The following is a 14,031-nucleotide window of genomic DNA, read 5'->3' on the forward strand; positions in this document are numbered from 1 at the left end:
GCGCATCGCGTGCTGGCTGGTGGCCGAGGACACGTTCCGTCCGCCCTGGTACCACCGCAACGTGATGAGCGAGTTCATGGGCCTGGTGCATGGCCAGTACGACGCCAAGCAGGAAGGTTTTGTACCCGGCAGCACGAGTGTCCACAACAGCTTCGTGCTGCATGGGCCCGATGCCGATGCCTTCGAGAAGGCGACGTCGGCCAAGCTGGCACCGCAGAAGTTGGCCGACACGCTGGCCTTCATGTTTGAAAGCCGTTACCGCCTGCTGCCGATGGAATTTGCACTCGGCAGCGGTTTGTTGGATACGCGCTACGCCGACTGCTGGGCGGGGCTCGGCAAAACCACGTAAGCGTGAATTGGACCGCGAACGCCCTGTTTCATTCATCAAGTCGGGATCAGATAAGACGAAAAATAAGGTTCTGGTCGCCCTCGGAGCCTTTGAATGTCTTCTGCCACTTCCGTCATGGATTCATCCACCCTGCGCGAGCGCCTCATGGCGCCCGAGCCCATGCCTCGCGTGAAGGCGTTGCACGCGCTCGAAGCCGTCGGGCTGGAAGAAGGTGCCAGCCCCGCGCGTGCAGCACTGGCGCAGGCTGTTGCCAAGTTCGTCGAACGCGGCATCCCTTACTACTCGAAGCAAGACCCGCATTACCGCGCTTGGGTAAGCAAGGCCGTCGCGTACTGGGAAAAGCTGAGCGCGCCTCACTGAGTTGCCCCGCGACAGGCTCATCGCCGTCGCATTTCTTTGCGCCGTGATGTGCGCCGCGTCGCGGCGGTAAGGCGCTGCTTCACAGGCCGCGCTTGCGGCCTCGTGCGATCGCTCAGGCTGGCTGTGGGATTCGCCCGCGGGTGAGCCACAGCAGCGGCAAGGCCACCACCACGCCGCACAGCATGCCAACCGAGTCGGCCAGCAGGTCGAACCAGTCGCTGCTGCGGCCGGGCACGTAGGCCTGCAATACCTCGATCAGCCCGCCCAGGGCCAGCACCGCGAGCAGCAGAAGCAGGACCATCCGGCGAGAGCCCGGAAAGCCGAAGCAACCCGAGATCGTCAGCGCAGCGAATGCGGTGGCGTGGTTGAGCTTGTCCCAGCCCAGATCGATCTGCTGCGGAGGCGAGGGCATGAGCGCCAGATAGAGCACCACGGCGGTCAGCACGAACAGCAGCGCTTGCCACGAGCGCCGAGCATGGGTGATGGTGGCCAGCGCGCTCGAGAGGCGGCTTGGAGCTTGCAGAGAGCTCATGGTCTGTTCTAGATACCAAAAAGCCAACGGACCGCGGTGGGCGGAGGCGCTGGCTTCAGGCAAAACGATAAATATCTGGTGCCGGTGAAAGGAGTCGAACCCTCGACCTTCGCATTACGAATGCGCTGCTCTACCAACTGAGCTACACCGGCAGGTGAAGCGCGAGATTATAGCGGTGTGATCTGCGTCTTCGGCCTACGCGTACGTGATCCACGGCGCGTGGTCGGGGTGATCGAGGTGTGGCAGCGTGTTGTAGGTCACGAGCATGTGCCGCTTGGGGGTGAAGGCGAACTCAGTGACCGAGCTGTTGCGTATGCGCAGGTTCAGCTCGATGGTTGCTTCGGGCGACATGCCCAGCACTTGGCCCACGGCGGTGGAGATGGGTCCGCCGCTGGAGACGATGAGCACGTTCTTCTCATGGTGGTTCTGCCGGATGTGGTCGAGCGCGCCTGTCACGCCGCTCACGAAATCCGCGTAGCTGGGCATGCCCATGGGCTGCGTCGTGCCGGCCATCCATTGCACGAGGCCGTCGCGCAGCAAACGAAAGTGGTGGCGCACGAGTTCGGGCGTGTCGGGCTTGGCGAGCGGCTCCGGGTGGATCGCGCTGACGACAGCGTGGCTGTCGTATTCGTTGAGGCCCGGCCACGAGAGCGGCTCGGCCTGCCATTGCAGGCCTTCGGCAATGCCGGCAAGCGATTCGATCTGCCGCTGCAGCGTGCCGACCAGCGCGGCGTCGAACGTCACGCCCTTGTGGCGGAAATATTCACCCAGGCGCACGCATTGGCGGTGGCCGAGCTCACTCAGCTTGTCGTAGTTGTCGGCCCCGAACGAGGCTTGGCCGTGGCGCACGAGGTAGAGAGTTCCCATGGAGAAGATTCTCTCGCTGGCGCGTCACGCCGCCTGTCGCCGCGGCGACGAAGCCGCTCAGGCTTGGGCCTGGGCCTGGTGGTAGGCGGTGACGCGCTCGACCTCGTTCTTCGATCCCAGCACCACGCTCACGCGCTGGTGCAGCTTGCCGGGCTCGATGTCGAGGATGCGCTGCTGGCAGTTGGTGGCTGCGCCGCCTGCCTGCTCGACGAGGAAGCCCATTGGGTTGGCCTCGTACATCAGCCGCAGCTTGCCGGCCTTCTCGGGCTCGCGCTGGTCCCACGGGTACATGAACACGCCGCCGCGGGTGAGGATGCGGTGCACGTCGGCCACCATGCTGGCGATCCAGCGCATGTTGAAGTCCTTGCCGCGCGGGCCGGTCTTGCCCGCCAGGCATTCGTCGATGTAGCGCTTCATCGGCGGCGCCCAATGGCGCATGTTGCTCATGTTGACCGCAAACTCTTTGGTGTCTTCCGGGATCTGAACGCCGTCTTGCGTTAGCACGAATGAACCTTGCTCGCGATCGAGCGTGAACATGGCTACGCCATCGCCCACGGTGAGCACCAGCGTGGTCTGCGGGCCGTAGACGCAGTAGCCAGCGGCCACCTGCTGCTTGCCCGGCTGGAGGAAGTCGGCTTCGCTCACGCCGGCCGAACCATCGGGCTTCTTCAGCACCGAGAAGATGGTGCCGATGCTCACGTTGACGTCGATGTTGCTCGAGCCGTCGAGCGGGTCGAACAGCAGCAGATATTCGCCCTGCGGGTAGCGGTTGGGCACGACGTAGATGCCTTCCATTTCCTCGCTGGCCATCGCGGCGAGGGCGCCGCCCCATTCGTTGGCCTCGATCAGCACTTCGTTGGCGATGATGTCGAGCTTCTTCTGCACTTCGCCTTGCACGTTCTCGCTGCCGGCCGTGCCCAGCACGTCACCGAGCGCACCCTTGTTGACGCTGATGCTGATGCGTTTGCACGCGCGCGCCACCACCTCGATCAGCAGGCGCAGCTGCCCAGGGATGTTGTCGTGCAGGCGTTGCTGCTCGATCAGGTACTGGGTCAGGCTGATGCGCTTGCTCATGGGGTTTCCTTCAGTTCGATTCTTGTTGCAGGGCGCGGTTGACGATTTCAGCCACGTCGCTGGAGAGATCAGGTTTGGCAGCCACGCGCTTCAGCGCCTCGCCGGCTCCCGAGCGGTAGGGCTCGGCGAGCTGGCTCCAGCGGTCCATCACCCGCGCGAGGCGAGCGGCTAGCTGGGGGTTGATGCTGTCGAGCTCGATGATGCGGTCGGCCCAGAACACATAGCCGGCGGCATCGCTGCGGTGGAAGGCGGCCGGGTTGTTCATGCACAGCGATGCAATCAAGCTTCGTGCCCGATTCGGGTTCTTCAGCGAGAAGTCGCGGTGCTTGAGCAGCTGCTTGGCACGTGCGAACACCTGGCCGTCTTTTTCCGGCGTGGTGGCCTGCAGCGCAAACCACTTGTCGATGACCAGCGCTTCGTCCTTGAACAGCATGTGGAAGCGCTGCAACGCCAACTCGGCAAGCTCGGAATGTGAATGCGTCAGTGCCGTCAACGCGCCCAGCCGGTCGGTCATGTTGCCGGCATCCTTGAAGCGCTCGTAGGCGCGGCCTGGCCACACCACGTCGGCACGCGTGATGGCATCGCGGCAGAGCATGGTCAGCGCCAGATTGGCCAGTGCACGGCGGCCCGACGACACTGGGTCGGGCGAATAGCCGCCCTTGACCTGATGTGCTTCGAATGCCCAGACCCAGTCTTCCTTCAAGGCCTGCGCCAGCTGCAGCAGCATGGCTTCGCGTGCCTGGTGAATGCGCTGTGGGTCCACCGGGTTGAGCTGCTCGGCGACGTAGGCTTCGCTCGGCGGCGTGAGCGCCAATTCCTTGAAGGCGGCGTCGAGCTCTGGGTGGCGCAGCAGCTTGCGCATGGCGTCGATGAAGGCGTCGTCGAGTTGCAGCGGCGCTTGGTCTTTCACCGCGGCGAGCAGGCGGTTCAGCGCCAGGCGCTGGCCGGCTTCCCAGCGATTGAACGGGTCGGTGTCGTGCTGCAGCAGTGTGAGCAGATCGGCATCGGCCAGGTGATCGGCCAGCACCACCGGGGCGGAGAAGCCGCGCAGCAGCGACGGCACCGGTTCCACGTCGACGTTGATGAAGGTGAAGAAGCTGCGTGCCTCGTTGAGCACCAGCACGCGTTCTGTGCCCACCGGCTCGGCTTCGCCTTCGAGCTGCAGCGGCAGCGCGCGACCATCACGGCCAACCAGCCCCATCGCCAGCGGAATCACGTAGGCCTGCTTGGCCGGCTGGCCGGGCGAGGGCAGGGCGGTCTGCTCGACGCCCAACGTATACGTACGTGACGGCGCGTCGTAGCGGCCGCGCGCGCTGACACGGGGCGTGCCGGCCTGCGCGTACCAGCGCTTGAACTGCGGCAGCTGCCTGGCCAGCTCGCTTTGCGGGTTGGCATCGGCAATGGCCTGCGCGAAGTCATCACACGTCACGGCCTGGCCGTCGAAGCGGCTGAAGTAGAGCGTGATGCCACGCTCGAAACCCTCGCGGCTTACCAAGGTCTGCATCATGCGCACGACTTCGGCGCCCTTCTCGTAGACGGTGGCGGTGTAGAAGTTGTTGATCTCGACGTAGCTGTCCGGACGCACCGGGTGCGCCATGGCGCCGGCATCTTCGGGGAACTGCATCTGGCGCAGCGTGCGCACGTCTTCGATGCGCTTGACGGCGCGGGCGGTCGCGGTACCCGCCATGTCCATGCTGAATTCCTGGTCGCGGAAGACGGTCAGGCCTTCTTTCAGGCTGAGCTGGAACCAGTCGCGGCAGGTGATGCGGTTGCCCGTCCAGTTGTGGAAGTACTCGTGGCCCACCACGCTTTCGATGCCGGCGTAGTCGACGTCAGTGGCGGTGGCTGGGTTGGCCAGAACGAACTTCGTGTTGAAGATGTTCAGGCCCTTGTTTTCCATGGCGCCCATGTTGAAGTCGCCCACGGCGACGATCATGAAGCGCTCCAGGTCGAGCGGCAGCTTGAAGCGCGCTTCGTCCCACACCACGCTCGCGATCAGCGAGTTCATCGCGTGCTCGGTCTTCTCGAGGTCGCCGCGGCGCACGTACACCTGCAACAGATGGTCTTTGCCCGAGCGCGTGCGGATGTGCTGTTCACGCGCCACCAGGTCGGCCGCCACCAGGGCGAAGAGGTAGCTGGGCTTGGGAAACGGGTCATGCCACTTGGCGAAGTGGCGCGGGCCGTACACCCCGGCCATCATGTCGCCTTGCTCGACCAGGTTGCCGTTGGACAGCAGCACCGGGTACTGCGACTTGGCGGCACGCAAGGTGACGGTATAGACCGCCATCACATCGGGCCGGTCGAGGAAGTAGGTGATGCGGCGAAAGCCTTCCGCCTCGCACTGCGTGAAGAAGCCGCCGCCCGAGGTGTACAGGCCCGACAGCTGCGTGTTCTTCTCGGGGCAGCAGGTGTTGCGGATCTCGAGGTGGAACGAGCCTTCGGGCAGGTTGTCGATCACCAGCATGCCGTCTTCGTGTCGGAACGAGACCGACTCGTTGTTGACCAGCACGCGCGTCAGCATGATGTCTTCGCCATGCAGCTTGAGCGGCTGCACCGGCAGGGCCGTGTTGCGCTCGACCTGCATGCGGTTGATGACCAGCGTCTTGACCGGGTCGAGATCAAAAGTCAGGTCGACGGTCTTGATCCAGTACGCCGGTGCGGTGTAGTCCTCGCGGCGGATCAATGTGGCTGTGCCTTCACGCATGCAATATCTCCTTGTTCTTCTCTCAGACGCCCTGCTTGAGGCTGGCCTCGATGAAAACGTCCAAATCGCCATCGAGCACCTTCTGGGTGTTCGACATTTCGACGTTGGTACGCAGGTCCTTGATGCGGCTCTGGTCCAACACATAGCTTCTGATCTGGTGACCCCAACCCACGTCGGTCTTGGTGTCTTCGAGCTTCTGCTGCTCTTCCATGCGCTTGCGCATCTCGTGGTCGTACAGGCGCGAGCGCAGGCGCTTCCAGGCCACGTCGCGGTTGCTGTGCTGGCTGCGACCGTCCTGGCACTGAACCACGATGCCGGTCGGGATGTGCGTGAGCCGCACCGCCGAGTCGGTCTTGTTGATGTGCTGGCCACCGGCACCGCTGGCGCGGAAGGTGTCGGTGCGCACGTCGGCCGGGTTGATCTCGATCTCGACCGTGTCGTCGACCTCGGGGTAGACGAAGAGGCTGGCAAAGCTCGTGTGGCGCCCGCCCGCCGAATCGAACGGGCTCTTACGCACCAGGCGGTGCACGCCGGTCTCGGTGCGCAGCAGGCCGAACGCGTACTCGCCCTCGACCTTGATGGTGGCGCTCTTGATGCCGGCGATGTCACCCGGCGTCTCGTCTTCCATCGTGGTCTTGAAGCCCTTGCGCTCGGCGTACTTGAGGTACTGGCGCAGCAGCATGCTGGCCCAGTCGCAAGCTTCCGTGCCGCCGGCACCGGCCTGGATGTCGATGAAGCAGTTCAGCGGGTCGGCCGGGTTGTTGAACATCCGGCGGAACTCGAGGTCTTTGACCGTGGCGTCGAGCTTGTCGGCTTCGGCTTCAATGGCGGCGAGCGACGCGACATCGCCTTCTTCCTTGGCCATGTCGTAGAGCTCGGTGTTGTCTGCCAGGTTGCTGGTGAGGTGGTTGATCGTCTCGACCACCGTCTCCAGCGTGCGCTTCTCGCGCCCCAGTTCCTGTGCGCGCTTGGGTTCGTCCCAGACCTTCGGGTTCTCGAGCGCGGCGTTGACTTCGTTGAGTCTTAGAGCTTTGCGATCGTAGTCAAAGATACCCCCGGAGGTCGACCGTGCGCTTCGTCAGGTCGGCCAGGGAGTTGCCAATGGCATTGATGTGTTCGACGTCCATGATGCGATTCCTGTGAAATGTGGGCCGTGGCGCACGTCTGGCGTGCGAGGCAAGCCCGCGATTTTACGGCCTGAGGGCCACAACACTCGTCGCGAGCAACCCCTCAATTCGCGAGGAAGGCTTCGAGCAGACGGGCCAGCGCCTCGGGCTGGTCGTGGTGAAGCATGTGCCCGGCGGGAGACAGCACATGCGTTTCGCGCTGCGCCACGGTCGCGAGGCGCTCATGGAACTCGGCTTTGCTGTAGCGTTGGCCCCACCACTTGCCGATGTCGGTCTGGTCGCCTTCGACCCACATCACCGGGGCGGTGATGAGCTTCCAGCAGGCCAGCACCTCATCGCGTTGGTAGAGCAGCGGGTTGCTGCGCTTGTGGGCTGGGTCACCGAGGATCTGCCACTGGCCGTGTTCGTCCTGGCGTGACCAGTGCGCCGCCAGCCACGCTGCGCGGTTGGCCGGCAGCAGCGGGTTGGTCTTGCGCAGGCGCGTGGCCACGGCCTCCAAAGTCTTGTAGGGACGGATCTCCACCGGCTCCTTCAACTCGTCGAGCCACATCGCATAGCGCTTGGGTGCCAGCGAGGGGATCGTCGCCGGCATGCCGAAGCCTTCGAGGTTGACCAGCCGGCGAATCCGTTGCGGCCGCACACCGGCATAGATCATCACCACGTTGCCRCCCATGCTGTGGCCCACGAGGTCGACCTGCGTCACGCCGGCAAAGGGCTTCAGCGTGGTGTCGATGATCGCATCGAGGTCGCCCAGGTAGTCGGCGAACCAGTAGCTGTCTTCCTGCGGGCTGTCGGTGAGGCCGAAGCCGCGCCAGTCGGGCGCGATGACGTAGCGATCGTTGGCCAGCGCGTCGACCACGAACTGGAACGACGCACCCACGTCCATCCAGCCATGCACCAGGACCAGCGGTGGGCGCTCCTGGCTCACCAGGCTGGCATCGCCCCAGTGGCGCACGTGGTAGCTGAGGCCGCGGACGGCAATGAACTCGCTGCGGCTCTCGCGGCGCACGACGTAAGGGGTGTCACTCATGCGTTCGATGATAGGTCGGCCGATCGCGCCTCGCTGTCCGTGGTGCGACAGCGTTTTCAGAACGATTCAGGCCGCCTTCAGGACGTGCGTACCCCTTGCGCACGACAGTCCGCTGGAGCGCCAGGCCACGGAGTCGAATCATCACCACCACCTCTTTCGCGCGTGCGGTCGCAGCCTTGCTGTCGATCGTCGTGCTTCTCGCTGCTTCGTCGCCGGCGACTGAATCGGCCACGCGGGCTGCGCTTCAAGCGTCGTTGCCGGCATCCGTTGTGACACTTACCGAAAGGCGCGTGCCGTCCCCTATGCTTCGGGAGTCGGGGTACGCCATGGCCAAAGACAAGCTCGACTGAGTCAGGGAGACGTTCTTTGTTGCCGCAACGAGCAACCCGGGGTTTGAACATCGGTGTGACGGGGCATCGCTTGAATCGCATTTCGCAGCGCCAGCTCGAGCGGCTCACGCCGCAGCTTCGGCCCTTGCTGGCACAGATCGCCAAAGCGGCGCGCGCGGCCGCGCCGACCTTGTTGTCCGGCCTGGCCGAAGGTGCCGACCGGCATGTGGCACAGCTCGCGCTGGAAACGGGTTATGTCTTGCACGCCGTTCTGCCATTCGTGCGCGACACTTATGAACATGATTTCACCGACACCGCCTCTCGCGCGCAATTTGCTGAACTGCTCGCGCGGGCCGATCGCATCACAGAGCTCCCCGGGCGGCCCGGGGTCTCGGCGCAGGCCTATCGCCGCGCCGGCCATGCCCTGCTCGACGAAGCCGATGTGCTGCTGGCGGTGTGGAACGGGCAGCCAGCCCAGGGCGTCGGCGGCACCGCCGAGATCGTCAACGAAGCCTGCCGGCGCTGCATTCCGGTGATTCACGTGTCCACGCAGCCACAGACCACACCCGTGCTGATCTGGCAGCGGCAAGGCCGCGTCGCACGTGGCCGCAGCGCCTACGAGATGGCACCATCGCGGCCCTGCGGTCCCGCACAGGTGGCCTCGGTGATTGCGCATGTGACAAGGTCCGGGTGATGCTCGAACTGGTCTCGCCCGCCGACCCGCCTGCGCACCCCGTGCCGCAGGCGCCGAAGTACTGGGCGTTCCTGAGCTACAGCCACCATGACAAGGCAGTAGCCAAACGACTGCAGCGCCAGCTCGAAACCTACCGTCTGCCACGCCGCCTTGTCGGCCGAGAAACCTCCGAAGGCCCCGTGCCGGCGCGTGTGCTGCCGGTCTTCCGCGACCGTGACGAGCTGCACGCAGGTGCCGACCTCAAGAGCAGCGTGCAAGACGCGTTGTCACGCAGCCGCTGGCTCATCGTGGTCTGCACGCCAGATGCTGCGCGCTCGCCCTGGGTCAACCGCGAGATCATCGAGTTCAAGAGGCTGCGTGGCGAGCGCCATGTGCTCGCGCTCATCGTGCGCGGCGAGCCGTTTGCGAGTGACATGCCGGGGCGCGAAGCCGAAGAGTGCTTCCCGCCCGCCTTGCGCCGTGCGCTCACGCCCGAGGGTGTGGCCGAAGGCGAGCCGCTCGAACCCATCGCGGCCGACATGCGCAAGCACGGCGATGGACCGCAGCGCGCGATGCTCAAGCTGCTGGCCGGCATGGTGGGCGTGAGCTTCGACGACTTGGTGCGGCGCGATCTGCAGCGGCGCATGCGTTGGATGTCGGCATTGGTCGGCGCATCGGTGCTGGGTGTCATGGTGTTCGCGCTGATGGCTGTGATGGCTGTGCGAGCGCGCAATGAGGCGCAGCTTCAGCGGGTTCAGGCGGAAGGCTTGATCGAGTTCATGCTCGGTGATCTGCGTAAGAAGCTGGAGCCTGTGGGGCGGCTGGAAGTCTTGGATTCAGTGGGTGAGAAGGCGTTGGCTTACTACGGCGCGCAGGAGTCAGACCGATTGGATGCAACGGCACTAGGTCACCGATCCCGCGCGATGCATTTGATTGGCGAGATTCGCGATCTTCGCGGAAACCCCACCGAAGCACAGGCAGCGTTCGAACAGGCTGCTGGCACGACTGCGCAGTTGTTGGCCAAAGCACCGAATGACGGGGCGCGAATTTTCGATCATGCGCAAAGCGTGTTTTGGGTGGGATATGCGGCGTGGAAGAGAGCAGACGGAAAGCTCGCTGAAGAGAAGTTTCAGAACTATCTGGAGCTCGCTCAACGCTTGGTGAAGATCGACTCAAGCAATATCGATTGGCAAGCCGAGGTCGCATTTGCACATTTGAATGTCGGCATGGTTCAGCTCGGGTCCGACAAGCCGGCGCCTGCACTAGAGTCGTTGCAGTTGGCGCAAGCCTCGTTGCGAGAACTCTCCGTCAAGCGATCTGACCTGTTGTTTGACTTGGCAAATGCCCATGGCTGGCTCGCAGATGCATATGAGCTTCTGGGGGACTATCAGCGCGCCTCAAACGAGCAAAGAAGCAAGCTGACGGTCCTTCGCTCGGTGACGAACGCAGAAGCCGATAGGAACGTCCAACTGGCGACTATGAGCGCATTGCACTGGATCGGCATCTATGAGTTGGCACTCGGGCGCTTGGAAACCGCGAAGGCTAACGTCAAGAGTGCGATGGAAATTGCATCTGCTCTGGTGACCGGGGATCCTCAGAATCTTCGGTGGCGAGCTCACGAGTGTTCAGTTCGCCTGAGGCTGGCGGAGATTGAACTGGCGGAAGAGGCCCGAGCCGTTGCACAGGCAGAGTTTGTCAAGGCCAGCCAGTGTGTTTCCTACTACAGCTCGGTGGGGACGACGGGCCTGAGGGACTCGACGCTCATCAGAGCGAGATATTTGCGACTGGCAAGTCAACTCGCTGGACCAGACAAGCGTGCGAGCTTGGTCTCCGAGATGCGAGCCTTCTTGAATGACGTTTCGCCGAAGTTGACGGAGCACACTGTCGATCGAGCTAGGTTCTCTGTCGAGATAGCCAACCTTGCACTGGCGCTAGGCGAAATCTCGCCAGACGCCATTTCAGCGCGGGATGGATGGCGGCGAGCTGAAATGCTGCTCAGCCCGTTTGCTTCCATGTCAGAGGGGAGCGTCCTGGCTGCTTTGGCCCAGGCACGATTTCATATGGGTGACTTCGCTGGAGCCCAGCTTCTGGCTTCTCAAATAGAACTCACTTCGTACCGGCACCCCGCATATGCCCATCTTCTCGCAAATCTGCAAACCGCGCGGGGCGGGAGCAGGCCGACATCCACTACAGGAGCTAAACCATGATCAGAGGTAAGAGGAATCCAGTCGTTCACGTCTTGGCGTTGAAGAAGAACGCGGATGCCGAAATCGAAATCCGAGTCACTCCGGATGTTCTCGACATGACCGAATTTGCGAAGGGTGCTCAAGACATACGGTGGAAACTCGACACCGTGGGTTTTCACTTTCCCGTTGATGGGACGGCTATCGAATTCACATCACCTGGCGCGGAGAAGACTTTTGGCAAAGTCGTTGTGACTTGCGACGGGAAGTTGGCTGCGGTCCACAACAAGAATCGTGATGGGCTCGCGTACGCCTACACCGTTCGCGTTGTAGAGAAGGTCAGCGGTAAGTTGATAGAGCTGGATCCCACCGTGGGAAACAATACTCCTTGAAGTAGTTGCTGACGGCTCCCCGGCCTTTACTGGTCGGGCACGCCCAGCACGCTGCATGCAGCTCAGTTTCGCTTCGGAGGAATGCCAAAGTCCTTTGCTAAGGCTTCGGCTTCCGGCCGCAGATTCTCGGCACCAACAACGTCGCCTTGCGCTCTCAAGGCGGCCATCAAATTCCACAGCGCATTACACAACGTGGATGGCATGCGTCGGGCGCGTAGCTTGAAGATCAATTCCTGGCCTTGCTTGACCGCATCGTCGACATTGCCCAGTGCCAAAGCCAGATCGGCCAGATGCGACAGAGCACGCAATTGCCCGCGTTCGTCGCCTGCTGCCTTTCTCAAAGACAGTTCCGCTTCTCGAGCGGCAAGACTTTCCCTCAATGCCCCGTGGGCTCGTGCCACATCGGCGCGCGCACGTTGGCCCCAAGCACGCTCACGCGTCGGCCAATCACTGCGCTCCAACAACAGTGCCTCCTCCAGCGCTGCTACGGCTTGCGGATGCGCTTCACTCCACATGCCTGCCAACCCGGTAAGTTCGGCATAGAGGCCGTGCACGTCGCCGAGTTCACGATATAAGTCGTGGGCTTGCTCAGCCGCGGCGCGCGCGCGTTCGGGCGCTGATTCTGACCAGGCCCACTGTGCCGCGCGCCACCACTGAGCAGCAAGCGGCTTGGGCGTGGCGGCATCGAGCATCGATTCGCTGAGGTCGTGCCACTGCCTCGCTTCGCTGTGCAGTGACAGGTGGTGCCAGAGAGGAGCCGCTGCACCGACGAGTGCGACCACGGTCTCAGAATCGGCTTGGTGGTGAGCCCAGGCCAAGGCGGCACGCAGGTTGTCGAGTTCGGGTTCGTATCGAGCGAGCCAGTCCGCGTCGCTCATCTGCAACCAGTCGGAGGGCGATGCATCGAAGAAACGCCGCGTGGCGACGGCGTGACGCGTGCGCAAGGCGTTGTACTCGCTGCCAGCCTGCAGATGCGCGAGCGCATAGGCACGCGCCGTTTCGCTGAGTGCATAGCGCGGCGGGTCACCGGGGCTGACGCTCAGCAGCGAATGCTCGGCGAGCACGGCCAAGGCGTCGATCAGCGCCCATTCGTCCAACTCGTTGGTCACCAGCACGGCGCTCGCGAGGCTGAGAGTGAAACCACCCGCGAACACACCCAGCCGCTGGAACACGCTGCGCTCTGTCTCGGGGAGCAGGGCCAGACTCCAGTCGAGCGCCGCCTGCAGCGTTTGCTGGCGCGTTGGCGACGAGCGGCTACCGCCGGCGAGCAGCTTGAAGCGGTCATCGAGCCTCTCGGCCACGCCGCGGGCGCCGAGCAGCGGCATGCGCGCCGCTGCGAGTTCCAGTGCCAGGGGCATGCCGTCCAGGCGCTGGCAGATTTCGATCACGTCTCTAACGTTGTCGTCAGTCAGCGTAAAGCGTCGGTCTGCGGCACGGGCACGCTCGGTGAACAGGGCGACGGCGCCATGCTTCGCGGCACGTTGCGCATCGCTGCCTGATTCGGGCACAGCGAGCGCTTCTAGCCGCAGCACCTGCTCGCCCTGCAGTCGCAACGGGATTTGGCTTGTGACCAGCAAATGCACCCCGGGCGTGCCCTTGAGCAGAGCCTGGATCGTCACGGCCAGGTCGTCGAGCAGGTGCTCGGCGTTGTCGATGACCAGCAGCAACTGCATCGGCTTGAGCGCCGTGACCAGCGCCGGCAAGGCGTCGCCCCCTGGCGCCAGCTGCAGATCGAGTGCTTGCGCGATCGTGCCGGCGATGAGGCGAGGGTCCGTGAGCGAGGCCAGCTCGACCCACGCAACACCGTCAGGCAGGGCGCTTTGCCGGGCCAGCGCCGTGCTTCGCGCCAAGGTGGTCTTGCCGATGCCGCCTGGACCCACGAGCGTCACCAAGGAGTGCTTTTCAAGCAGCTCCAGCAGCGTGGCCATCTCGGCATCGCGGCCCAGCAGCGGCAGGGTCCGTTCGGGCAAGGCGGGCCGCGTGGCCGCTGGGCGGGCTGACGCTCCGGGTGCCTCGTCAATGACGAGCGTGAAGCGGTAACCCCGCCCAGGGATCGTCGCAATGGCCTGCGGGCCCAGCAGCTTGCGCAGGGCGGACACGTGCACCTGCAGGTTGTTTTCTTCGACCACCAGGCCGGGCCAGACGAAATCGAGCAGTTCGTTCTTCGACACCAGGCGGTCGCGGTTCTCCACCAGCGCGAGCAGCACGTCGAAGGCGCGCGCGCCCAGCGTGGCCGGCTGGTCGTCGACAAGCAGTTGGCGCTGGGCGGGTCGCAGGGCGAACCGGCCAAAAAGATATTGATCAGGCACGAGGCCCCTCCTGGGCCGCAATTTACGCGATAGCGCAGGTTTCAGAACGCTTCAGCTTGCTCAAGGACGCTGCCGAGGCGCTCGCCGAACACTGCAGACATC

Annotated in this window: 11 protein-coding genes, 1 tRNA gene and 1 pseudogene; 5 read left to right on the forward strand and 8 right to left on the reverse strand. The window is 63.8% G+C overall.

The window, feature by feature from the left end; all coding sequences use genetic code 11:
• Positions 1-13 precede the first annotated feature (13 nt).
• Both AC1DYS_RS08820 and AC1DYS_RS08825 read left to right on the forward strand, forming a co-directional pair.
• A pseudogene (locus AC1DYS_RS08820) lies at positions 14-349 on the forward strand (homogentisate 1,2-dioxygenase domain-containing protein); the annotation flags it as partial.
• 114 nt (positions 350-463) lie between these two features.
• Positions 464-709 carry a hypothetical protein gene (locus tag AC1DYS_RS08825; protein WP_477898100.1) on the forward strand — a complete coding sequence of 82 codons (246 nt, stop codon included), beginning with the start codon at positions 464-466 and terminating at the stop codon, positions 707-709.
• Between the two features lie 112 nt (positions 710-821).
• On the opposite strand, the gene AC1DYS_RS08830 is transcribed toward AC1DYS_RS08825, so the two are convergent.
• The 7 genes from AC1DYS_RS08830 to AC1DYS_RS08860 all read right to left on the reverse strand — a co-directional run bounded on the left by AC1DYS_RS08830 (position 822) and on the right by AC1DYS_RS08860 (position 8,043).
• Positions 822-1,241 (reverse strand): VanZ family protein, encoded by a 420-nt coding sequence (locus AC1DYS_RS08830; protein WP_477898102.1) that lies wholly within the window; start codon positions 1,239-1,241, stop codon positions 822-824.
• A gap of 76 nt (positions 1,242-1,317) precedes the next feature.
• A tRNA-Thr gene (locus AC1DYS_RS08835) sits at positions 1,318-1,393 on the reverse strand.
• 43 nt (positions 1,394-1,436) lie between these two features.
• Positions 1,437-2,108 carry a histidine phosphatase family protein gene (locus AC1DYS_RS08840; protein WP_477898104.1) on the reverse strand — a complete coding sequence of 224 codons (672 nt, stop codon included), beginning with the start codon at positions 2,106-2,108 and terminating at the stop codon, positions 1,437-1,439.
• Positions 2,109-2,165: 57 nt separating this feature from the next.
• Positions 2,166-3,182, reverse strand: a complete 1,017-nt coding sequence (locus tag AC1DYS_RS08845; RefSeq protein ID WP_047485059.1) for a class 1 fructose-bisphosphatase — start codon at positions 3,180-3,182, stop codon at positions 2,166-2,168.
• 10 nt (positions 3,183-3,192) lie between these two features.
• On the reverse strand, positions 3,193-5,886 hold the full coding sequence (gene pepN, locus AC1DYS_RS08850; protein ID WP_477898106.1) for an aminopeptidase N: 2,694 nt from the start codon (positions 5,884-5,886) through the stop codon (positions 3,193-3,195).
• Positions 5,887-5,908: 22 nt separating this feature from the next.
• A protein-coding gene (gene prfB / locus AC1DYS_RS08855; protein ID WP_156154200.1) for a peptide chain release factor 2 occupies positions 5,909-7,013 on the reverse strand; the annotation gives its coding sequence in 2 pieces (ribosomal slippage) (positions 5,909-6,931 and positions 6,933-7,013; 1,104 coding nt in all).
• Positions 7,014-7,116: 103 nt separating this feature from the next.
• Complete coding sequence (locus AC1DYS_RS08860) at positions 7,117-8,043, reverse strand: alpha/beta fold hydrolase (protein WP_477898108.1); 927 nt, start codon at positions 8,041-8,043, stop codon at positions 7,117-7,119.
• Between the two features lie 420 nt (positions 8,044-8,463).
• Between AC1DYS_RS08860 and AC1DYS_RS08865 the strand changes: the two genes are divergently transcribed.
• From AC1DYS_RS08865 to AC1DYS_RS08875, 3 genes are read left to right on the forward strand one after another with little or no spacing between them, the layout of a single operon-like run.
• Positions 8,464-9,066 carry a hypothetical protein gene (locus AC1DYS_RS08865; RefSeq protein ID WP_477898110.1) on the forward strand — a complete coding sequence of 201 codons (603 nt, stop codon included), beginning with the start codon at positions 8,464-8,466 and terminating at the stop codon, positions 9,064-9,066.
• Entirely contained in the window at positions 9,066-11,252 is a 2,187-nt protein-coding gene (locus tag AC1DYS_RS08870) for a toll/interleukin-1 receptor domain-containing protein (RefSeq protein WP_477898112.1), read from the forward strand. Before AC1DYS_RS08865 ends, AC1DYS_RS08870 begins: the two co-directional genes overlap by 1 nt.
• A complete protein-coding gene (locus AC1DYS_RS08875) occupies positions 11,249-11,620 on the forward strand; it encodes a hypothetical protein (RefSeq protein ID WP_477898114.1) in 372 nt (123 codons plus the stop codon). Before AC1DYS_RS08870 ends, AC1DYS_RS08875 begins: the two co-directional genes overlap by 4 nt.
• 62 nt (positions 11,621-11,682) lie before the next feature.
• Here AC1DYS_RS08875 and AC1DYS_RS08880 read toward each other — a convergent pair whose 3' ends face one another.
• Complete coding sequence (locus AC1DYS_RS08880) at positions 11,683-13,929, reverse strand: ATP-binding protein (RefSeq protein ID WP_477898116.1); 2,247 nt, start codon at positions 13,927-13,929, stop codon at positions 11,683-11,685.
• Between the last annotated feature and the right edge of the window lie 102 nt (positions 13,930-14,031).

This window comes from Rhizobacter sp. P2_G4 (assembly GCF_056403575.1).

Coding starts and splice junctions, on each gene's coding strand:
- AC1DYS_RS08830 (WP_477898102.1), bottom strand. CDS start 1,241: ATGAGCTCTCTGCAAGCTCCAAGCCGCCTCTCGAGCGCGCTGGCCACC.
- AC1DYS_RS08825 (WP_477898100.1), top strand. CDS start 464: ATGGATTCATCCACCCTGCGCGAGCGCCTCATGGCGCCCGAGCCCATG.
- AC1DYS_RS08870 (WP_477898112.1), top strand. CDS start 9,066: ATGCTCGAACTGGTCTCGCCCGCCGACCCGCCTGCGCACCCCGTGCCG.
- AC1DYS_RS08875 (WP_477898114.1), top strand. CDS start 11,249: ATGATCAGAGGTAAGAGGAATCCAGTCGTTCACGTCTTGGCGTTGAAG.
- AC1DYS_RS08845 (WP_047485059.1), bottom strand. CDS start 3,182: ATGAGCAAGCGCATCAGCCTGACCCAGTACCTGATCGAGCAGCAACGC.
- pepN (WP_477898106.1), bottom strand. CDS start 5,886: ATGCGTGAAGGCACAGCCACATTGATCCGCCGCGAGGACTACACCGCA.
- AC1DYS_RS08840 (WP_477898104.1), bottom strand. CDS start 2,108: ATGGGAACTCTCTACCTCGTGCGCCACGGCCAAGCCTCGTTCGGGGCC.